This window comes from Alteromonas sp. CNT1-28, from assembly GCF_022348345.1.
GTDB classification, from domain to species: domain Bacteria; phylum Pseudomonadota; class Gammaproteobacteria; order Enterobacterales; family Alteromonadaceae; genus Alteromonas; species Alteromonas macleodii.
In genome coordinates this window covers 42,596-63,427 of sequence record NZ_JAKREZ010000004.1, presented here as the reverse complement: position 1 = coordinate 63,427, position 20,832 = coordinate 42,596, and the positions used below count along the sequence as shown (strand labels likewise).

The window sequence follows — 20,832 nt, the reverse complement described above, 5'->3', positions numbered from 1 at the left end:
ACATGCCTCCGTTAAACGAGAGATATACTAAATTCGTAGGTATGAGGCGTATCTAGTTGATGGGTTTCCCTTTCCAGGGTGCAGTTGTAGTGAGCTGCGGCTGCGTCCATCAAGCCTTCTGCTAAAGGATATAATTCTCTTTCAGAATAATACTGTAAGCGCATGGTATTATCGGTTCTGGATATCACCGTAAATCGGGGTAGGTCGGCGTCTGGGTAGAGCTTCTTAACCTGAACATGAATGTCGCCGTCCAAGTGCTCCAGCATATCCAACATGCCTTCTGTATTGGCCAGCACGTCGCCATGCACTGCACCTAACTTACCAAATAAGTAATAGCCGAAATCGTAGAGTAGCTCGTTAGCTGACTTACCCGTTTTCTCCACCAGCACACCTAACAGGCGTTGCATTTGTTCAAACGGGTAATAGCCCACTGCGGTATAAGCGCCGTCGTTTTCTAACCCAGCTTCCATGATGACATCGTCAGCAAACTCAGGAGAAACTTTCTCCTCGAGCATATCGATTAACGATGTAAAAACTATGCCTAGCATGTAAATTCCTCATCTAATCCCTTTTTGAGTGTAGTTCACCTAAGCATAAGAACAACTTAAACTTTATGACAAATCTTCAGATGTTTCGTCCTTGCTGGGTAAGACAACTTCAACCGTATCAACCCGCTGTAGTCCTCGCGGTAATTTATTCCCTCTTCGGCCTCTTTCTCCCTGATAGTGGGTAAGGTCGTCAGCCGTCAGTGTCATGTTGCGCTTACCGGCTCCCACTTTAATTGCGGCACCATCAGGTACAACAGCAAGCACCTTCACGTACTCTTCTCGAGATTGCGATTTTGCAGAAGGAATATTGATAAGCTTGTTCCCCTTCCCTTTACCTAAACTTGGTAAGTCGCGTAGTGGGAACATGAGCATGCGACCTTCATTAGAAATACTTAGGCACCAATCGGAGTCTGGATTTGTAACCGGTGTTGGTTTCATCACTTTCGCCGCAGTAGGCAATGATAAGTAGGCTTTACCTGCCTTGTTCTTACTCACCATATCTTTAAATGTGCCGACAAAGCCGTAGCCTGCATCAGAACCTACTAAGAATTTGCTTTCGTCTTGCGCCATAATGACGTGTTGGAATGACTCGCCACCCACTATGCTGAAGCGCCCGGTTAGCGGTTCCCCCTGACTTCGTGCAGACGGCAACCCGTGAGCGTCACAAGAGAAAGTACGACCTGAACTGTCCATAAACACGGCAGGCTGATTGCTCTTGCCTTCGGCGCTGGATAAATAGGCATCACCAGCTTTGTAGCTTAAACCTTCCGCATCGATATCGTGACCTTTCGCACAGCGTGCCCAGCCCTTTTCTGACAGCACAACAGTTACAGACTCAGCAGGTACCAGCTCTTTTTCAGACAGCGCTTTAGCTTCACCACGCTCAACAATAGGTGAACGTCTGTCGTCACCGTACTTTTCAGCGTCTGCAAGGATTTCTTTCTTAATTAGGGTTTTAAGGCGGCGATCTGAGCCTAGAAGCTGCTGGAGCTTGTCGCGCTCTTCTGCAAGTTCATCTTGCTCGCCTTTAATCTTCATTTCTTCTAACTTGGCTAAGTGACGAAGCTTCAATTCCAGAATTGCTTCCGCTTGTGTGTCACTTAAACCGAATCGCGCCATTAATTCTGGTTTTGGTTTGTCGTACGTGCGAATAATTTCGATAACTTCATCGATATTCAAAAACGCAATTAATAAACCTTCTAAAATATGCAAACGCGCTAACACTTTATCTAAACGGTATTGCAAGCGGCGCGTCACGGTATCTTTTCGGTACTGCAGCCATTCAGACAAAATCGTACGTAAGTCTTTCACCTGAGGGCGACCGTCTAGGCCAATCATGTTCAAGTTGACACGGTAGTTTTTCTCTAGGTCGGTAGTTGCAAATAAATGCTGCATCAGCTGAGTTACATCAATGCGATTTGAGCGAGGCGTAATCACCAAACGGGTTGGATTTTCATGATCCGATTCGTCTCGGAGATCGCTTACCATCGGTAACTTTTTCGCCTGCATTTGCGCGGCAATTTGCTCTAGTATCTTGGCACCAGACGCTTGGTGAGGTAGAGCGGTAATAACAACATCACCGTTTTCTTCCATGTACACCGCGCGCATTTTTATAGAACCACGCCCAGTCTCGTACAGCTTTTGAATATCAGACTTTGGCGTAATAATTTCAGCTTCGGTAGGATAGTCAGGTCCATTAACGTGTTCTAGCACATCGCTAAGCTCGGCTTTGCTGTTGTCTAACAACATGGCACACGCGTTGGCCAACTCTCTCACGTTGTGAGGAGGAATATCCGTCGCCATGCCAACGGCAATCCCTGTCACGCCATTTAATAGGATATGTGGCAAGCGAGCTGGAAGCACGCTAGGCTCGTTTAGCGTACCGTCAAAATTAGGTACCCAATCTACCGTACCTTGTCCAAGTTCATTCAGCAGCACCTCAGAGAAGCGCGAGAGCTTAGCTTCCGTATAACGCATGGCAGCAAACGATTTCGGATCATCCGGCGCCCCCCAGTTACCTTGACCATCTACTAAAGGGTAGCGATAAGAGAAAGGCTGAGCCATGAGCACCATCGCCTCATAACAGGCAGAATCGCCGTGAGGGTGAAACTTACCCAGCACATCACCTACGGTTCTCGCCGATTTTTTATATTTGGCGTTTGCATTTAACCCTAGGTCTGACATCGCATAAATGATGCGTCGCTGAACAGGCTTTAAGCCATCCGAAATATGTGGAAGTGCACGGTCCATGATGACGTACATGGAATAGTTTAGATAAGCGTCTTCGGTGAAACGTCGAAGAGGAAGTTGCTCTACCCCATCGCGATTAATGATGATCTCGTCACTCATGATAGTTTTTTCGTTTTGTTATTAATACCAATGCGCTCGTGCTAGTTAGGCTGTCTATTGTGGTCAATTTAGCGCACCACTTAGTGAAAGCTCGCGAACGTTAAAGGCTATTGTGGGGTAAACCGCATTTGTGTGCAATCCTTGAAACCAATTGTCGCGACTTTTGGGTCTTACTCATTGTATGGGGTGAGGGTTTGTTTTGTTATTCTTCAAAGAGAGTGGTTAAATAGCATTGGGTGAAATTTGCCGTTCAATTTTCACTCTTACGAGTAAAACTAAAAAATAATAAAGCCCCTAATCAAACGGTAACGTAAGTACAGATAATCATGGCTATCTTTCGCGTATTCTTTTTTTTATTTCTTGTTGTAGGCAGTTACCTGCCTTCGAATGCCAGCGCGCAGCATATCGAGCAGCTCTTCGATGAAGAAAGTACGCTAGATTTATCAGACTCTCTGTATTTTTTATTTGAAACCGATTATCAGCTTACTATCAGCGATGTATCACGAAGGCGCAATGACTTCCTTATGCATCCCCATGACAACCCTAACTTTGGGTTTCGTAATAATGGCATGTGGCTACTCACTTCTGTTGCCAATGTTTCAAACGATAAACACTGGGTGTTCTCAATAAATTTCAGCCAACTCGACAGTGTTGATTTTTATTTGGTGCAAAACGGCAAGGTAATAAAGCAAAGCCATCAGGGGAAAGCTCAAAAAGAACAGCGTTTTCGTGTTCCAACCTTTCGTGTTGAGCTGCCTGATAGCGATCCTGTCGACCTTTACATACGCATTGAAAGTCGCTCATCTAGCCTAATTGCACCACTTCGAATTCAAGCCGAACCGCTACATAGCAGCTACTTCCAAATGGACAGCTTGCTCTGGGGCTTTTTCTACGGCGGATTGCTTATTCTCGCTATTTATAACCTTGCTCTATTTTTTGGCGTGCGGGAAAAAAGTCTGATTGCCTATGTTGGCTATATCGCTGCGGTTATTTTGTGGCAGTTTGTGTGGGGCGGCCATACGCACTTGCTGTTTAGTCAGGGGATCCCCTCTTGGCTGGTTGGGCATTCCGAGCTGATATTCGTAATTATTGGTATAAGCTCAGGCTTTTTTACCAAGACGTTTTTGGAAACGGAAAAGCACTCTCCCACGGCACATCCTGTCATTAACTTATTGTTGGTTTGCCAAGCGTTAACAGGGCTGGTGTGCTTCGTCGATCTGCTTCCTTCTATTTGGAAGAACAACCTAGTATACGGCGTGGGTCTTGTGGCGATATTGAGTTATATCTACGCCGGGTTCGAAGCATTTTTCAATAAGTTTAAGCCCGCGCGTTACTTCATATTTGCATGGAGTATGCTCGCCACCGGTGCGATTATTGGCATGTTAAGCCTTATCGGAATTTTACCTTCCAACGACTTCACCACCTATTGTTTTCAGGTGGGTGTTTTCTTAGAAGCAGGCCTCTTTTCATTTGCGTTAATGGAGAAAAGCAGAGGGCAACTAGAAAGCGAAGTTGAGCAGGCAACTAACGATTTACGCAATAATATGGAGCTGATTGAAGAGCAGAATGCGCGTTTAGATATTGCCCGTAAAGACGCGATAAAGGCAAGTAACGTTAAATCTCAATTCCTGGCCAATATGAGCCATGAAATTCGCACGCCGCTTAATGCTATCTTGGGATTTAGCAGAGAGTTAAACAATGCGTCGCTGCCCACGGATCAGCAAGAGCAGGTAAGAATTGTTAACACAGCCGCCGACAACCTGCTAACAATCGTAAATGACATTCTCGACTTCTCTAAGATTGAGGCAGGTAAACTGCAAATTAATAATCAGCCTTTCTCGCCCAATAAGCTGCTCGAAGAAATGGTCACTATCATGGCTAAATCTTCCCACAGCAAGCGCATCGAATTTGTATTTGATTTGCACCCGCTCCCTGAAAAGCTCATTGGCGATGTGTTTCGTATTAAGCAAGTGCTCAATAACTTGTTAAGTAATGCACTTAAATTCACGTCCAGCGGTACCATTACGTTTTCGGTGAGCGGACGCTCGCTTCCTCATGGTATTCACGAAGTAAATATTACCGTTGAAGACACAGGTATCGGAATAAGCCGACAAGACAGAAAAAAGCTATTTAACGCCTTCTCGCAAGTAGACGACGCCCTTAACCGTAATTACCAAGGCACTGGATTAGGTCTAGTGATCAGTCGAGAGCTGGTTCGCTTAATGAACGGTGATCTAACACTAAAAAGCGTATTAGGCCAAGGCTCTACGTTTAACGTCTCACTACGTATGAACCAGTTAAGCCAGAAATATGCGCTAACTAGTAGTGAAGACTGGAAAGGTAAGAACGTGGTTATTTTCGACCCGGTACCTGCAACACGTCGCTCAAGTGCAAGCATGTTATCGATTTTGGGTGCGCAGGTTACCTCTGTTGAATCGCTGGATTATTTGATGTCACTTAAAGGCCAGTACGACTTTTTCATGGCAACTGTGCCGGTAAGTAAGATGGGATTGCGGGATACCTATTTAAGTCGTTTTGTACAATTCCCTGCGCAAAAGCGCATCCTTTGGTATTCCGGCCCTGAACCTTTTGCGCAATACCCAAGCCTGTCGCAACATTTCCATTCACAAGCGCGTATGCCGATGACGCTTACCAAGTTAGATAGCCTGGTGCACCACCATACAACGCCAGCTAAAAATGCGATGCAAGAGAAAATAGGCACGCTACCAAAAGCTAAAATTCTTGCCGTTGATGACATGGAAATGAATCTTAAACTGCTGCATACGTGGCTCGATCATTCTCCTGTCGAGCTAACCACAACGATTAGTGGACAAGACGCCGTCAATCAATGCCAGACTCAAGAGTTTGACTTAATTCTCATGGACGTGCAGATGCCAGGCATGGACGGACTGCAGGCCACCCGAGAAATTCGTAAATCACCGTTGAATATGGGTACCCCAATAGTGGCCGTGACAGCCCACGCATTTAAAGAAGAGCAAGAAAGACTGCTTGCCTCTGGCATGGACGATTACTTACCTAAGCCTATTGAGGTTGAGCTACTTATTACGCTTATCAATTCGTGGTGCCACAATGTTGAGCCCGGTGAAATCGTCTTTCCCTCTATCGACTGGCAGCTAGCACTTAAACGAGCGAATCAAAATCAAGATACAGCAAAAGAAATGTTAGACAGTTTTATTGCGTTACTGCCCGAAACTATCGAGACACTTTCGGCGCTTTGGGACGATCAAGATTACAATGGGCTTAAGACCGAAGTTCACAAACTACACGGTGCGTGTTGCTATACAGGTCTGCCGCGCATGCAGCATTTAGCCAACGAAACAGAGAGCTCACTTAAACTTGGTCAGCACAAGCTAGTCGAGGAAAACTTACCAGCCCTTATTGCCGAAGCCAAGAAAGTGCTTAACGAGAGTAAATTGAAGGACAGCCGCAGCTAGGCAAATAAAGTCTAATTGCTACGATGAGCTTAGCTGGCTTCAGAAGACTGCCTTGCTTTCTGGCACTGAGCAATAAGTCCTGCAAACTCGCTGGCATCCCTATCTAGCTCTGAGCTCGCGATAAAAACATCATACCCAAGGCGCTTTCTTAGCTCTACCATACGATGTGCCAGCATAGCTTTAATGCCTTTAATGATGGTCCCGTCTTCCATAACGTACTGCTTATCGTCAAACATAGATTGCTCATAACAGCTTCCAGAGGCGCAATTCTCATCTGTGTTCTGCATTAGCAATGGCCGCTGCTCCATTAACAAGTGCGTTGCAAGCCGTGGTGAAATCGTATTGAGGAAATCCGTGTAACTTTTGATTTTGAAACCGATGGTTTCAAGGGGAATATGCTCCAGCCCATGACGAACACGGGGGCAATCTGCGCGCAGCAGGTTGTCCCAGTGAATACGCCAACTGCCCAGACGGTGGCGATAAGTAATATAGTCTTTGGCTATTTCCAAACTATAGTCGGGCTCACGAATTTTGAAGTACCCTACGAGCAAGCACACTAACGCGGCACTGGTGATGAAAATCCCCGCTAAGAACAGCCAATCGGGAAGAAAGGCTAACCACAGTGCCGCAACACACAAACCGATACAGCCTAGCACCAGGCTAGTAATACCGTTACTTTTCGAGGCAGCTCGGATATAGATTGGTTCGACACTAGTACCAGACATAAAAATACACCACCAACATGATTACGGCCCAAACGATATAAAGTCTCATGCGTTTACACTTCACGCAGTCGGTTTGCCACCAACGCAAAAGAGGATTTGATTTTCGCATACGCTAAGTAAGCCAAATTTATACGTGGGTTAAAAAGGGATAGTTTAACCGTAAAATTATGCCAATGTGTGATTTCTATAACGGTATCTTTGAAAAGCAGCCACTATAGTTGGCGTAAAGACTAACGACAAGATTACCGAGAATCCTACTCCACCAGCCAGCACCACGGCCAACGGCGGCCAAAAGCTACCTTCACTGAACAATAGCAAGGGAATCAATCCACCTACCGTCGTGAAAGTAGTCGATAAAATATGGCGGCTACAGCTCATGGTTTCTTCAACAATGGCTTTCGTGTCTCCCTGCTTTGCTTTGGGGTTCGCGTTGATAGCGGCAATGACCACTATCGATCCGTTGATTGCTACGCCAATAAGGCCAGCACAACCTAGCAGCGGATTAAACCCAACCGGCAATCCAGATATCCAAAGACTGAACATACCCAGCCCTACAGAAAGTATTGCCACTAATCCGATTACACCCGCCATGCGCAAGCTGGTAAAAGTCAGAATGAGCGTTGTTACCATAAGAACCAACAGCACCGGCGCATAGGTCGCTAATTTACCTAATGCTTGCTGCTGTTCATCAGCGTCTCCCGCTAAATGAATACGATATCCTTCGGGAAGAATTAATCGACTTTCGAGCAGATCTCGCAAATGATTACTTGCATCAATGGCCGGGACACCAGGAAGCAAAAACGCCTGAATACGGTTGAGCCTTTCGCCATCAAGGCGCGTAATACTGCTGGTTGCAGGCTGAAGCGTTAAGTTTGTTACAGCAGCAAGTGGCGACCAAGAAATAGCATTGTCTCCTGCAACCGGAATTGGCATGGCGTCTACGCCCGTTACATTTTGTCTATACGCCTCGTCTAGCCTTACGCGTACAGGAATTTCTTCTGTGCTTTCCAAAACAGAACCACCGGTAATACCTGAAAAGTTTATCTGCATTTGATTGGCAAGCTCGGAAAGCGTAAGCCCCAAGTAAGACAGGTTATCGCTGTCCGCGTTTATTTTAAGCTCGGGTTCTCCCATTGAAACGCTGGTTATAGACTGAGAAATGCCGTCGACTTCAGACATTAACATGCGTACTTTGTCGCCTAGGTCATTCAACACATTCAGATCAGGGCCGAAAATCTCTACCTCAACAGGCGCCGCAATAGGCGGACCCTGCCCAAAGGCTCGCACTACAATTTGTACTTCTGGATACGCGCTATCAAGCTCTTGTTGTAGTTTGCCCACTAGCGCAACAGCGTCATCCACTGTATCTGTCGACACCACAGCATTTGCGAAATAAGGCATGTTGTCACGCGTCATCATCTGGTTGTAGTACACCGACGGCGCAGAGCCCCCGACTAACCAACTAACTTGTTTCACGCCTTGCTCACTGCGAATAGCACCATCTATTTTTTTAACATAGCTCGTTGTGTTGTCGATACTGCTCCCTTCTTTGGTCCACAGGTACACTTCGAACTGGTCTCTATCTGCACTTGGGAAAAACACATTGGCCAAGGTGCCCGACAATACAAAACCCGATAAACAAAGGATAGCAATAACCGGTAACACCAAAATTGGCTGTTTAACCCATCTACCCAATTGCTTTTTAAAAGCGAGACTGAGCTCTGGCGCTTGTAGTCCCACTTTCCACCACGCCTTCGATGCTATTTCACGTTGCGAACTATTGTCGTGCTTTGGCAAAAATCGGGCAGCGAGGGCTGCAATGATAGTAAGAGAAATAAACAGCGAGCCAATAAGTGCCATCACCACGCTAATGGCAATCGGGCCAACAAAGTCACCGATGTTTCCATCTAAAAGAAAGATGGGCATAAAGCCTAAAATAGTCGTCAGCGTTGAAGCCAGCAGCGGTACAAATAGATGTGAAACGCTTTTGGCCATAGCACCTACTCGCGTTAAATTAGGATCTTGTAAATTAATGCGAATTTCATCGGTAATAACAATGGCATTATCGATTAGTAAACCAATGGCGATGATCATGCCAAAGATAGACATTTGGTGAATTTGCTCGTCGTAAAAACTTAAAGAGAACAAGGCAAAAGCGGCGCATAAGGGAAGTGCCAGGCCCACAATCCACGCAGCACGAAACCCCATGAAAAGTAGAATAACCATCATGACCACGGCGCACCCCATAAGCAGGTTCATCGATAAGTCAGCAAGGCGAGTAGCGGTATATTCGTTTTGCTCAAATGCGACGGTAGCGGTTAAGGTTCCGCTGAAGTCTTTATTGAACTGCTCCACTACTGCTAATGCATTTTCTGTCCATACATCAGAACGCAGTGACGGCTGCATACGCGCTGCCACAAATATAGACTCTTCACCATTTAGAAATGCCACTTCGTTGCGAGGGGTAGTAAAACTGCGCTCCACTGTAGCGACGTCTTCTACCCGTAGGTAGCGGCCTTGCTCGTTAACTAAGGGAATTGAAGCAATCATGTTCACGCCATTTAAGCCCTCTCCCACTGTAAAGCGCAAATTACTTTGCTGGGAGTTAAGCATTCCCGCAGGCAATTTGGGGTCGGCGCGGCTTATTAAATTGCTTACTTGCTGTAAGGTAAGACCCGTTGCGGCAAGCTTAATAGGGTCGATATTGACGCTAATCTCTTCCTGCGGTGCGCCGTATACACGCACTAGCTCAGTGCCGTTAACGTTTCGCAGCCTGTCTGTAAGTTCTTGAGCCAAACGCGCGGTGAGTGTAATAGGGGTATTTTCAAAGTGGTCTGCTCGCACAGATAGCAATAAAGTGAACGCTGTCGCGCCGCGCTTTTCATCGAAAACTGGCGCCATTGCACCTTCAGGGAATGACTCGGCGGCAGCGCCAATGGCATCGCGAATTTCACTGAATAATTGTTCGTTACTTGAATTATTTATCCAGTCTTGCGTCTCTATGAGAATGATGGAGATACCAGCACGCGACGTGGACTTCACTTCCTTTATTTCAAATATTTCTCTAAGCCTGTCTTCAAGCACATCACTAACCAAAGCCTCTACCCGTTCCGCCGATGCGCCTGGGTATTGAGTGATGATTAATGCGTTTCGCGTATCTATTCGCGGGTCCTCAATACGCGGCAGAGAGCCTAATGCTGACAACCCTGCTGTGACTAGCACCAGAAGACTCAGTATGAGTAAATGCCCTCGTCGGTAAAATAAGGTGTACCATGGATAAGATTTATCTGAGCCGAAGTTAAATGACTTCATTAGCGTGCCCCAGCTTGATGTTGACTGGGGATTGATACCATTTGGCCAGGTGCGAGTTTGTGTGTACCTTCGCTTACGTAAATCTCTCCATCTTTAAGCGCTCCGCGCACAAACGCGTTGTTTCCGTCGGTATATACAACTTCCACTACACGGGCTTCAAGGGTGGCGGTTTGCTCGTTTGATAAAACAAATACGCGCCACAAACCGCGCAAGCCGTTGCTTAGCGCGTTAACAGGCAGCCAACTTCCTGTCTCAGAGTGAGAACGAAATCCAGATAAAATAGCCATATCACCGGGGCGTACCCGCTCATTACTATTTAATGTCACTAAAATATCAATGGTTCGCGTTTGCACGTTGCGAACAGGTAAACGTTGCGTAACAGTACCCGCCACATCAATATCCCCGACGCTAACCAGCACCGGCTCATTAAGGTCAAACTGATCCACAACATCGGCAGGTACCGCGAAACGTGCCTGATAATTCTCTATGCCTGTAATTCCAAACACCGGGGTTCCAGCGCTAACTACACTGCCTTCATCAAAAAAGCGTCGATTGACTACGCCATCGAAGGGAGAAATAAGGGTCGTTTTTTCTATTTCTACATTCAGTGATTCAAGGGCGGCCTGCATTTCACTAACTTGGGCCTTAGCGACATTGAGACTTGCCTTGGTTTCGTCTAGTCGCTGCGCTGATTCTAGCTTTTTCTCAACCAACGACGTGGTTCTTTCGCTGTTTACTCTAGCAAGTTCAAGGTCGGCGTTCGCACGCTCAAGTGAGGCTTGAAGCTCACGTTTTCTGGCATTGAGACGCTGAATATCTTGACGGGCTAGAACATCTCCCTTGCTTACTACATCGCCCTCTTCTACAAGTAATGTATTGACTTGCCCTGCCATATCGAATGAAAGCGAAGTGGCCCGCGGGGATTCGATTAGCCCAAAAACATTGATTGGAGTTTCAAAGCCCGATTGAATTTTGACTGTTCCAGTGGACACTGCAACGGGAACTCTTGCCTCTGGCGTTTGTGTCGCATTGCCAAGCCCTGCTGTCATCAAAAGAATGACCAACGCTGCAGTAAAAACGGCAATAGCGATAATAAGTGAGAGTTTGCCACTTTTAGAAGGCGTCGTTGCAGCAGTCATAACATTTCCTTTAACCAGTTTAGCGTTTGCTCTGGGCTATATTTGCATACTTATTGTGCTATGCTAGTATATAAATACTAGACCGTCCAGTTTGATATTTAAATATTCGTCAATAAAGTGAGAACGAACGTGGCTACCACTCGAAAGCAAGGCCGACCTAAAAGCGAAGAGAAATACCATCTTATATTGCATGCAGCGTCTTGCCTGTTCTTAAAAGAGGGTTTTGCCAACACATCTATGGACACTGTGGCTAAAGCCTCAGGTGTGTCTAAACAAACGGTCTATTCTCATTTCGAAGGAAAAGATGCTCTCTTTAAAGCAGCAATCTCATCGAAATGCAGATCATACCAACTCGACACCCAGCAACTTATCGACGCCACTTCAGGCTCACTCTCACTATTAGAATGTTTACGAAAAGTTGGCTGTCAGTTTGTGCGACTATTACAAGATCCTGAAGCCATTGCTATCTTTCGAGTAATTATAGCTGAAGCGGTAAATAGCCCTCATGTGGCAACACTTTTTTATCAGGCTGGCCCCGAAGCTTCCCTATCTACATTGAGTGATGTCATAGAGAAGTTCGGAGAAGGTAGCTTAAGCCGTGATATCGCCCAACAGCTGGCAGTTGACTATTGCGCCCTGCTTAAGGGGGAATATCACACCATGATGCTGTGCGGCATACAGTCTCCGCTTCAAGACGAAGCGATTACAGCCCACGTAAATAGCGCGGCTGAAAAGATCCTTTTACTCTTTACCCACTATACTCAGCAACACAATTAGCCGACATATGCGCACATGCACACTTGCATTTTGATTTTTGGAAAGCCCTTTTCAATAAAACGCCAAACTGAGAAAAACGTAAGGCAAGATTAACGTTGCGCTAATGACTTAACCCCAGCGGTATTATAAACTAGCGCCGTTTTCGTTGATGATTGAGAAGCGCATGTCTGACTTTACCGGTAACCACATTCTTTCGGTTAATCAATTCGATCGCGAGGCCATTGAGAAAGTGTTCTCAGTTGCCAATTCCATGCAACCCTATGCCAAACGACAAAAGCGCACAACCGTGCTAGATGGCGCCATTCTCGGTAACCTTTTCTTTGAGCCAAGTACTCGTACGCGAGTTAGCTTTGGTACCGCATTCAACCTTTTAGGTGGTGAAGTTAGAGAAACCACCGGCATGTCGAGCTCTGCGCTGGCTAAAGGTGAGTCATTGTACGACACAGCCCGTGTGCTGAGCGGCTATTCCGACATTATTGCAATGCGACATCCTGCGGCGGGTTCAGTGGCAGAATTTGCCGAAGGTAGTCGTGTACCTGTTATCAACGGTGGTGATGGTGCAAACGAACACCCAACCCAAGCACTGTTGGACTTGTTCACGATTAAACGTGAACTGGAATACAATGGCCACGGCATTGACGGCTTACACATCGCCATGATTGGTGATTTGCGCTACGGCCGAACAGTACACTCTTTATCTCGCTTGTTATGTTTGTTTAAGAACATTCGCTTTACGCTCATTTCGCCAAAAGAGCTGGCCATGCCTCAGCCCATCATAGACGCCATCGAAAATGCGGGGCACCAGCTTACGATTACCGATACCCTTGAAGGGAATATGGATGCGGACATATGCTATCAAACACGCATTCAGGAAGAGCGCTTTCCTTCTCAAGAAGAAGCCAACAAATACCGAGGTAAGTTCCGCCTTAATCAGTCGATTTACACGAAACACTTTCAGTCGAAGACCGTTATCATGCATCCACTTCCACGAGATTCACGTATGGAAGCCAACGAATTAGATAACGATCTAAACCTCAATCCAAACCTCGCCATTTTTAGACAAACCGACAATGGTGTACTTGTCAGAATGGCATTGTTTGCGCTTACTCTGGGTGTAGAAAACCTTCTCACTAAGTACGAGCGTGACGTTGTTTGGTACAGCAATAAGAGTAAGTAATTACATGCAAAAATCTGAAGCCCTATTTACCCGCGCCCAAAAAACCATTCCTGGTGGCGTAAATTCACCCGTTCGCGCTTTTAAAGCGGTAGGCGGTACACCTCGCTTCATCACGAAAGCTGATGGCGCTTACATGTGGGATGCGGATGGTAAGCAATATATTGACTATATTCAGTCTTGGGGCCCTATGGTTCTAGGTCACAATAACGCCCAAATTCGCGAAGCGGTTATTGAAGCGTCGTATAACGGACTGTCTTTCGGTGCACCTACCGAAGCTGAAGTGATCATGGCTGAGTTGGTTAGCGAACTGGTTCCATCTATGGAAATGGTACGCATGGTGAACTCTGGTACAGAGGCCACTATGTCAGCTATTCGCCTGGCTCGCGGCTACACGAGCAGAAACAAAATTGTTAAGTTTGAAGGCTGCTATCACGGGCACGCCGACTCACTGCTAGTGAAAGCGGGCTCAGGGGCGCTAACCCTTGGTGTACCAAGTTCACCAGGTGTTCCAGCAAATGTTGCTGAGCATACGCTTACCGTTGAATACAACAACCTAGACAGCGTAAAAGAAATCTTCGAAGCCCATGGCGATGATATTGCGTGCATTATCGTTGAACCTGTCGCAGGTAACATGAACTGTATCCCTCCTGTGGAAGGCTTCCTTGAAGGACTTCGCGCTATTTGCGACCAATATGGCAGCGTATTGATTTTTGATGAAGTAATGACAGGCTTCCGCGTATCTCGCGGCGGGGCGCAAGAGCGTTATAACATCAAACCAGACCTGACTTGCTTGGGTAAAGTCATTGGCGGCGGCATGCCAGTGGGCTGTTTTGGTGGCCGTCGTGACATTATTACTCACATAGCACCGACAGGGCCAATTTACCAAGCGGGTACGCTTTCTGGTAACCCGGTAGCAATGGCTGCAGGTCTTGCTGCTTTAACGCAAATAAAGCAGCCTGGACTTTACGATTCAATTTTCGGAAATACGCAAACGCTAGTTGATGGCTTCCAAGCCCTTGCTGACAAACACAATATTAGTCTAACTACTAATATTGCCGGCAGTATGTTTGGGATATTCTTTACTGACGTAGAGAAAGTTACGAACTACAAGCAAGCAATTAACTGTAATACCGAGCAATTCAACAAGTTCTATCACGGTATGCTAGAGCAAGGCGTTTACTTAGCACCTGCATCTTATGAGGCGGGCTTTGTTTCTAAAGCGCATGACGCTGCAGTCATTGAGCAAACCCTTGCTGCAGCAGATAAAGTGTTCTCAACGCTTTAAGTTAATTCCTTTCTGGTAATTTTTGCACTAATACGCCCACCGTGGCGTGTTAGTGCCTCTTCTTCATTGCTTCTCTCATACGTAACGCTTGAATTCCTCGCGGGCTAGATTATTAGCCTTCATTTAAAAGCAGTTTATAGGTGTGGTGTTATCAATGGATTGGCAGTTTGGCGCTATTTGCGCGCTTTTTCTCTACAGTGTCGCTATCACAATTTTGCACGTAAGGCGCAGCCGTCGGTTTGCATACAGAGCTAGCCAATTTAAACGTCGGCGTCATGTCTCCACCACTGTCGCAAAAAACGACGATGAAACGCACTTTCACACAGCTGCCGATGAGGCCCAAAGGCTTACACAAACCTTTCAAAAATTCATTCCAAAGCAGTTTGTGGAGCACATGTCGAATTCTGACGTAGACGCGCTGGGTCTTGGCTATGCGGCTGAAAACGACGTTGCGATTATGTTTTGCGATATCAGAGGCTTTACCGGTTTTTCTGAACGTATTACGCCACAAGAGTTGATGAACTTTCTTAATTCTTATTTCACCAGAATGAACGATCCTATTCATCAAAACCACGGTTTTATTGATAAGTTCATGGGCGACGCCATTATGGCGCTGTTCGATCATCGCGAAGGATCTTCACAACAAAAAGCTATGGATGCGGTTAATGCTGCGCTCGACTTACGCAAAGCGCTGACAATATATAACGGCCATAGAAAGAACAGTAACTACGAACCAATTAATATGGGAATAGGTATCCACTTTGGCCCTGTTATTATGGGTACGGTAGGTTCAGAAGATAGGATGGATACCACCGTCATTGGCGATAGCGTAAACATTGCTTCTCGCTTAGAAGCTTTAACCCCCAAATACGAGGCGGATATTATCGTAAGTGCCCAAGTTCTTCAGACCATAGGGTCTGGCTTCCCAATTAAAACCCGCTTGCTTGACTGGGTAAGAGTGAAAGGACGAAAAGCGCCAATTGAAATATACGAGGTGTTAAGCCACCTTTCAGAGAGTGAGCAGGAAAAGAAGTTGGCGGTTCAGACCAAGATTGCCGCAGGTATCGCATGCCGTATAAATCAGCAGTGGGACGAGGCCATTTCTTTTTTTGAGACCGCTGTCGCTATGAGCCCAAACGATTCGCTAGCGCATCATCACATAGATGTTTGTCGAATTTACAGAAGCGTCGATTTTAAGGAGGATTGGGATGGTGCGCTAGTCTACTAATCCCAATGGCCATAAGCGACGGTTAAATTTAGGACTCAGATAACTTAGCCTGCTGGCGAATAAAATTAATGGATGGCGCGAAAAACGCAGCACCTGTTTCAGCACTGGTAAAGTCCAGCCATCTGTCATAATCGCCTTCACCGTTGCCGTATATTTGGCTGTGGAGCATCTGTTTAAATGGCCGCGCACTGGCACTACAGCTTACAAAGAATAAGCCTTGAGAGGCCATATCACCGTATGGCATGCCTTGCTTAATTAGCCTTGGTTCGTCGCCATCGGGCGCAACAGTGCTTGCCCTAACACAATGCGAAGACTCAGACTGTTCGCTACTTACCAAATTGTGCTCTTGCGTGGTGCCCATCACTTGTTCTTGCTGACGGCTTGAAAGACTATTCCAGCGCCTTAAATCATGGCGATAGCGTTGTATGTGAACATAGCTGCCACCGCTAAAATCAGGATCATCTTCGCCAATAATCCCGACTTGTCTGCGCTTCATTCCACGTGGATTGTCTGCGCCATAAAGAAAACCATTGAGGTCACGGCCATCTAAGTACCTAAACCCTCTTATTTGCTCTACCAGTTCTACATGAATACGCAACAAATCCATCACTTCAATGCCAACCGCATGGCAAATATCCAGCCTATCAGCGCGAATTTGAATGAAGAGATCGCAAGGCATGGTGGGGGCACTTCTATCATCACACTGCATATCAGGAAAAGGGGCAAGCTCAACAGGTATCAAACCGGGGTATACCTCAGCCCAGTAACCGGTGCCAATAGCGACAACGCCGGTTACCATGGCTTCGTAGTGCTCATTCTCAAAATGCTCGAATATATCCAGCACGCGAGATAGTTTGGCGCGTACGGCTTGGCTATCGTCATCAATGACGTTCAGTAGTAAATACTGTGCATGTAAATTTGGCTCAGCGCAGAGGCCTTTTTGTGGTTGTGTCATTGCCGCTCTTGTTGTTATTAACGCCTTGTTCTGACGTTTCGCTGCTGGCGATCATTCGCCGCGCTTTGTTGTGCGAACCTTATCGTAAAGTGTAGCGGCTGCTTCAAACTTTGAAACCCTTTAAAGCGAAGCAGCAAACGGGGGAACAAATTAACTCCGCCGCCTATTATTTACACTAGTGTGCTTAATAGCCCGCGGCTTGTCCATCTTTTCGCGTTTCTGAAGCGCCAAAATAGACACCTTTCTGCTCGTCCCAAGCGATGGCCTGATAGCCACCGAACGCGCCTACCACGCGTTGAAGCTTATGCCCCCGCTCCATTAGCTCTCGCTGAACGGTTTCACTGAACCCTGATTCTAAGCTCACATAGCCACCATCAGTCATCAACGCGCCCGTTGGGCTACTCGACCCACTGTGCAGTATGCGTGGAGCATCCCCCGCTTCCTGCAGATTCATTCCAAAGTCGAGAATGTTTACAATAATTTGTGCATGCATTTGAGGCTGAGTCCCACCGCCCATCACGCCAAAGCTCATCACCGGCTTACCGTTTCTGGTTACAAAAGCCGGGATAATGGTGTGAAATGGACGCTTTCCCGGGCGATATTCGTTAAAGTGCCCTTCTTCAAGGGTAAACATCTCACCTCTATTTTGAAGAATAAAACCTAGCCCTGGAGGTGTCATGCCTGAGCCCATTCCGCGGTAGTTACTTTGAATTAAGGACACCATATTGCCCTCTTTATCAGCAACGGTCAGATAAATGGTATCCCCTTCATAAATACCCGCATCAACGCGATTCGCTGCGCGTTCATTATCTATGAGCTTCTGGCGCTTAGCGGCATACTCTTTCGAAATTAACCAGTCGACTGGAATATCGTTGAAGTCTGGATCCGCATAGAACTTAGCGCGATCTTCGAAGGCGAGCTTCTTGGCTTCAACAAAGGTATGGATGTAGTCTGCTGAGTTAAACCCCATTCCTTCGATATCATAGTGCTCAAGCACATTGAGAATCTGTAGTGCCGCTATGCCTTGTCCGTTGGGCGGAAGTTCCCACACATCATACCCGCGATAGTTAGCAGAAACGGGCTCTACCCACTCCGAGGTATGCGATGACAAATCCTGGTATGACAAAAAGCCGCCTTGGGACTTCATGTAAGCATCGATAGTGCGTGCGATATCGCCCTTATAAAAAGCATCTCGCCCGCCTGTCGCAATCTTTTCATAGGTCACGGCTAAGCCAGGGTTTTTAAAAACATCGCCTTTTTGCGGAACTTTCCCGTCGATAAGAAAAGTCTCTGCGAAGCCGTCATAGTGACCTATTCGCTCTTGATTCATCTGCCAGTAATAGGCAATGACTTCTGAAACAGGAAACCCCTCACGGGCATATTTGATAGATGGGGTAAGCAGCGCAGACATGGGCAGCTTGCCAAATTTTTCGTGTAGTGCAAACCAGCCATCTACAGCGCCAGGGACAGAAACGGGTAGCGGACCAAATTTTGGAATTTGATGCAAGCCACGCTCGGCAAACACCGCTTTGGTTAACTGTCTGGGTGAACGGCCAGAAGCGTTTAAGCCGACTAGCTTTTCTTCTTTTGCATCCCACACAATGGCAAATAGGTCGCCGCCAATACCGCTGCCTGTAGGCTCAACTAAACCTAACATGGCGTTAGCTGCAATAGCTGCATCAACTGCACTGCCGCCTTGTTTTAAAATATCCAATGCCACTTGCGTAGCTAATGGTTGGCTTGTTGCTGCCATGCCGTTCTTTGCAATAACTTCTGAGCGACTTGCAAAGGGATGCCCCGTTATTCTGTCATAGCCCAAACAGCTGATACTAAAGAAAGCCAGTATCAAAGGTAGAAGTCGCACACTTGCAATCATAACCGTCCTTTTACTAAAACGTTGCCGATAATAAATCTAGCGTTAGTCTATCGATTCATAGTGTAGCGTTATTGTCACATTACGCCTAGGCTCTTTTCCTTAGCCCAGTAATGGTCATAAAACACATTGCATGAAACGAAAAAAGCCCCGCATTAGCGGGGCTTAAACGAAGTAATAAGGCATTATTGTTATTGTTGTTTCGTTGCCTAATCGAGACTCTCTTACGAACGGCTGCTTGTGAAGTCTGGGTATGCTTCCAGACCACATTCGCTCATGTCTACGCCGTCGAATTCTTCTTCTTCGCTCACACGTACACCCATAACCGCTTTAATCACTAGCCATACCACTAGGCTCACTACGAATACCCATACAAAGATAGTCGCTGCACCAATTAGCTGACCAGAGATGCTTGAACCATCGTTAGTGAAAGGTACAAGGATAAGACCTAGAAGACCTACCACACCGTGAACTGAAATTGCGCCCACTGGGTCATCAATTTTTACTTTATCAAGCGCAACGATGCTAAGCACTACTAGAATACCACCAAGGCCGCCGAACAGCGTAGCTTGTAGTGGTGTAGGTGTTGAAGGCTCTGCTGTAATAGCTACAAGACCGGCTAGCGCACCGTTAAGTACCATGGTTAGGTCAGCCTTACCGAATAGAATGCGTGCTACGATAAGTGCAGCAATTGCACCACCAGCAGCTGCAGCATTTGTGTTCATGAATACAATCGCTACTGAGTTTGCACTTTCAACAGTTGCAGTAGCCAGTACTGAACCGCCGTTGAAGCCAAACCACCCCATCCACAGGATAAATGTACCTAAAGTTGCAAGCGGTAAGTTTGCACCTGGAATCGCGTTTACTTTACCGTCAGCGGTGTATTTACCCTTACGAGCACCAAGCACAAGAACACCAGCAAGAGCAGCAGCTGCACCAGCCATGTGAACAATACCTGAACCTGCAAAGTCAGAGAAACCAAGGTCGCCAAGCGTATACATACCGAATACTGCTTCGCCGCCCCATGTCCAAGCACCTTCCATTGGATAGATGAAGCCCGTCATAACAACTGCGAACGCTAGGAATGCCCAAAGCTTCATACGCTCAGCTACCGCACCAGATACGATAGACATTGCTGTTGCAACAAATACTACTTGGAAGAAGAAGTCAGCAGAAGGTGCATATGTTGCTGGCTCTTCAGCGACACCTGTTGCGCCATCAGCCATGATACCGCTTAGGAATGGACCCCAGTCGCCGCCACCGTACATAATGCCGTAACCGCAAATCATGTACATAGTGCAAGCGATAGCGAATAGCGCCACGTTTTTAGTTAGAATTTCTGTGGTGTTTTTCGCTCGAACAAGACCTGCTTCAAGCATCGCAAAACCTGCAGCCATCCACATAACCAGTGCACCGCAGATTAGAAAATAAAAGGTATCTAGCGCATACCCAAGTTCAAAAGTGATTTCCATTATGGTTTTCTCCGCAAATATATCGTTGTGGCTTACAGCGCGTCGCTATCCGACTCACCAGTTCGAATACGAACGGCGTGTTCAAGGTCGTAAACAAACACCTTGCCGTCTCCAATTTTGCCTGTTTTGGCAGCGCCAACGATGGCTTCTACCAGGCGCTCTACTTGATCATCCTGAACAGCAATTTCCAGTTTGACTTTAGGTAGAAAATCCACCTGATATTCCGCTCCGCGGTAAAGTTCAGTGTGTCCTTTTTGACGTCCAAAGCCCTTCACTTCGGTCACGGTCAAACCGTCGATACCGATTTCTGAAATGGCTTCACGAACATCATCTAGCTTGAACGGCTTGATGATCGCTGTGACTAGTTTCATGAGTTGCTCCCAGTTTGTTTTGGTTATTCTGTGATTTATTGTCGTGTTTCCAACTATGGGAAGATAAACCAAGAGCCATGCCACAAATGATTAGCCAAATAAATCAAACACATACAAGCAAACGCTTCATGAACGCACAAAAATAATGCACACTAATGGTGCACTG

Annotated in this window: 14 protein-coding genes; 5 read left to right on the top strand and 9 right to left on the bottom strand. The window is 46.5% G+C overall.

All coding sequences use genetic code 11. From position 1 onward, the window contains the following. Nucleotides 1-11: 11 nt before the first annotated feature. Entirely contained in the window at nucleotides 12-548 is a 537-nt protein-coding gene (locus tag MHN02_RS03630; RefSeq protein WP_014948016.1) for a heme NO-binding domain-containing protein, read from the bottom strand. A 63-nt stretch (nucleotides 549-611) separates the two neighbouring features. Next, nucleotides 612-2,897, bottom strand: a complete 2,286-nt coding sequence (parC, locus tag MHN02_RS03625; RefSeq protein ID WP_014975471.1) for a DNA topoisomerase IV subunit A — start codon at nucleotides 2,895-2,897, stop codon at nucleotides 612-614. 326 nt (nucleotides 2,898-3,223) lie between these two features. Here parC and MHN02_RS03620 point away from each other — a divergent pair, with 326 nt between their 5' ends. Continuing rightward, nucleotides 3,224-6,352 carry a hybrid sensor histidine kinase/response regulator gene (locus MHN02_RS03620; protein ID WP_239244598.1) on the top strand — a complete coding sequence of 1,043 codons (3,129 nt, stop codon included), beginning with the start codon at nucleotides 3,224-3,226 and terminating at the stop codon, nucleotides 6,350-6,352. Nucleotides 6,353-6,381: 29 nt separating this feature from the next. Here the strand turns inward: MHN02_RS03620 and MHN02_RS03615 are convergent, their stop codons facing one another. The 3 genes from MHN02_RS03615 to MHN02_RS03605 form a co-directional block, all read right to left on the bottom strand. Then, nucleotides 6,382-7,077 carry a DUF2982 domain-containing protein gene (locus MHN02_RS03615; protein ID WP_239244596.1) on the bottom strand — a complete coding sequence of 232 codons (696 nt, stop codon included), beginning with the start codon at nucleotides 7,075-7,077 and terminating at the stop codon, nucleotides 6,382-6,384. 165 nt (nucleotides 7,078-7,242) lie between these two features. Beyond that, complete coding sequence (locus MHN02_RS03610) at nucleotides 7,243-10,389, bottom strand: efflux RND transporter permease subunit (RefSeq protein ID WP_239244594.1); 3,147 nt, start codon at nucleotides 10,387-10,389, stop codon at nucleotides 7,243-7,245. Beyond that, nucleotides 10,389-11,528, bottom strand: coding sequence for an efflux RND transporter periplasmic adaptor subunit (locus MHN02_RS03605; RefSeq protein ID WP_239244592.1), 1,140 nt, complete (start codon nucleotides 11,526-11,528; stop codon nucleotides 10,389-10,391). The genes MHN02_RS03610 and MHN02_RS03605 overlap by 1 nt, the downstream gene beginning before the upstream one ends. Before the next feature lie 129 nt (nucleotides 11,529-11,657). On the opposite strand from MHN02_RS03605, the gene MHN02_RS03600 reads away from it, so the two are divergent. The 4 genes from MHN02_RS03600 to MHN02_RS03585 all read left to right on the top strand — a co-directional run bounded on the left by MHN02_RS03600 (nucleotide 11,658) and on the right by MHN02_RS03585 (nucleotide 15,995). Continuing rightward, nucleotides 11,658-12,305, top strand: coding sequence for a TetR/AcrR family transcriptional regulator (locus MHN02_RS03600; RefSeq protein ID WP_014975467.1), 648 nt, complete (start codon nucleotides 11,658-11,660; stop codon nucleotides 12,303-12,305). Nucleotides 12,306-12,468: 163 nt separating this feature from the next. Then, nucleotides 12,469-13,482 carry an aspartate carbamoyltransferase gene (locus tag MHN02_RS03595; protein WP_014948009.1) on the top strand — a complete coding sequence of 338 codons (1,014 nt, stop codon included), beginning with the start codon at nucleotides 12,469-12,471 and terminating at the stop codon, nucleotides 13,480-13,482. A gap of 4 nt (nucleotides 13,483-13,486) precedes the next feature. Continuing rightward, entirely contained in the window at nucleotides 13,487-14,767 is a 1,281-nt protein-coding gene (gene hemL, locus MHN02_RS03590) for a glutamate-1-semialdehyde 2,1-aminomutase (protein WP_239244590.1), read from the top strand. 154 nt (nucleotides 14,768-14,921) lie between these two features. After that, a complete protein-coding gene (locus MHN02_RS03585; RefSeq protein ID WP_131137941.1) occupies nucleotides 14,922-15,995 on the top strand; it encodes an adenylate/guanylate cyclase domain-containing protein in 1,074 nt (357 codons plus the stop codon). A gap of 28 nt (nucleotides 15,996-16,023) precedes the next feature. Here the strand turns inward: MHN02_RS03585 and MHN02_RS03580 are convergent, their stop codons facing one another. The 4 genes from MHN02_RS03580 to glnK form a co-directional block, all read right to left on the bottom strand. After that, nucleotides 16,024-16,950 (bottom strand): Dyp-type peroxidase, encoded by a 927-nt coding sequence (locus MHN02_RS03580; RefSeq protein ID WP_014948006.1) that lies wholly within the window; start codon nucleotides 16,948-16,950, stop codon nucleotides 16,024-16,026. A gap of 184 nt (nucleotides 16,951-17,134) precedes the next feature. Further along, a complete protein-coding gene (gene ggt, locus MHN02_RS03575) occupies nucleotides 17,135-18,826 on the bottom strand; it encodes a gamma-glutamyltransferase (RefSeq protein ID WP_131137939.1) in 1,692 nt (563 codons plus the stop codon). Between the two features lie 221 nt (nucleotides 18,827-19,047). Further along, nucleotides 19,048-20,295: an ammonium transporter gene (locus MHN02_RS03570; RefSeq protein ID WP_014997086.1), complete on the bottom strand. Its 1,248-nt coding sequence runs from the start codon at nucleotides 20,293-20,295 to the stop codon at nucleotides 19,048-19,050. Between the two features lie 32 nt (nucleotides 20,296-20,327). Continuing rightward, complete coding sequence (gene glnK / locus MHN02_RS03565; protein WP_012516988.1) at nucleotides 20,328-20,666, bottom strand: P-II family nitrogen regulator; 339 nt, start codon at nucleotides 20,664-20,666, stop codon at nucleotides 20,328-20,330. Nucleotides 20,667-20,832 lie beyond the last annotated feature (166 nt).

What these genes read in the sequence shown, in the direction of transcription:
- MHN02_RS03630 (WP_014948016.1), bottom strand. Translation starts at nt 548, where the DNA reads ATGCTAGGCATAGTTTTTACATCGTTAATCGATATGCTCGAGGAGAAA.
- MHN02_RS03570 (WP_014997086.1), bottom strand. Translation starts at nt 20,295, where the DNA reads ATGGAAATCACTTTTGAACTTGGGTATGCGCTAGATACCTTTTATTTT.
- MHN02_RS03595 (WP_014948009.1), top strand. Translation starts at nt 12,469, where the DNA reads ATGTCTGACTTTACCGGTAACCACATTCTTTCGGTTAATCAATTCGAT.
- glnK (WP_012516988.1), bottom strand. Translation starts at nt 20,666, where the DNA reads ATGAAACTAGTCACAGCGATCATCAAGCCGTTCAAGCTAGATGATGTT.
- MHN02_RS03605 (WP_239244592.1), bottom strand. Translation starts at nt 11,528, where the DNA reads ATGACTGCTGCAACGACGCCTTCTAAAAGTGGCAAACTCTCACTTATT.
- MHN02_RS03585 (WP_131137941.1), top strand. Translation starts at nt 14,922, where the DNA reads ATGGATTGGCAGTTTGGCGCTATTTGCGCGCTTTTTCTCTACAGTGTC.
- MHN02_RS03615 (WP_239244596.1), bottom strand. Translation starts at nt 7,077, where the DNA reads ATGTCTGGTACTAGTGTCGAACCAATCTATATCCGAGCTGCCTCGAAA.
- hemL (WP_239244590.1), top strand. Translation starts at nt 13,487, where the DNA reads ATGCAAAAATCTGAAGCCCTATTTACCCGCGCCCAAAAAACCATTCCT.
- ggt (WP_131137939.1), bottom strand. Translation starts at nt 18,826, where the DNA reads ATGATTGCAAGTGTGCGACTTCTACCTTTGATACTGGCTTTCTTTAGT.
- MHN02_RS03620 (WP_239244598.1), top strand. Translation starts at nt 3,224, where the DNA reads ATGGCTATCTTTCGCGTATTCTTTTTTTTATTTCTTGTTGTAGGCAGT.
- MHN02_RS03580 (WP_014948006.1), bottom strand. Translation starts at nt 16,950, where the DNA reads ATGACACAACCACAAAAAGGCCTCTGCGCTGAGCCAAATTTACATGCA.
- MHN02_RS03610 (WP_239244594.1), bottom strand. Translation starts at nt 10,389, where the DNA reads ATGAAGTCATTTAACTTCGGCTCAGATAAATCTTATCCATGGTACACC.
- parC (WP_014975471.1), bottom strand. Translation starts at nt 2,897, where the DNA reads ATGAGTGACGAGATCATCATTAATCGCGATGGGGTAGAGCAACTTCCT.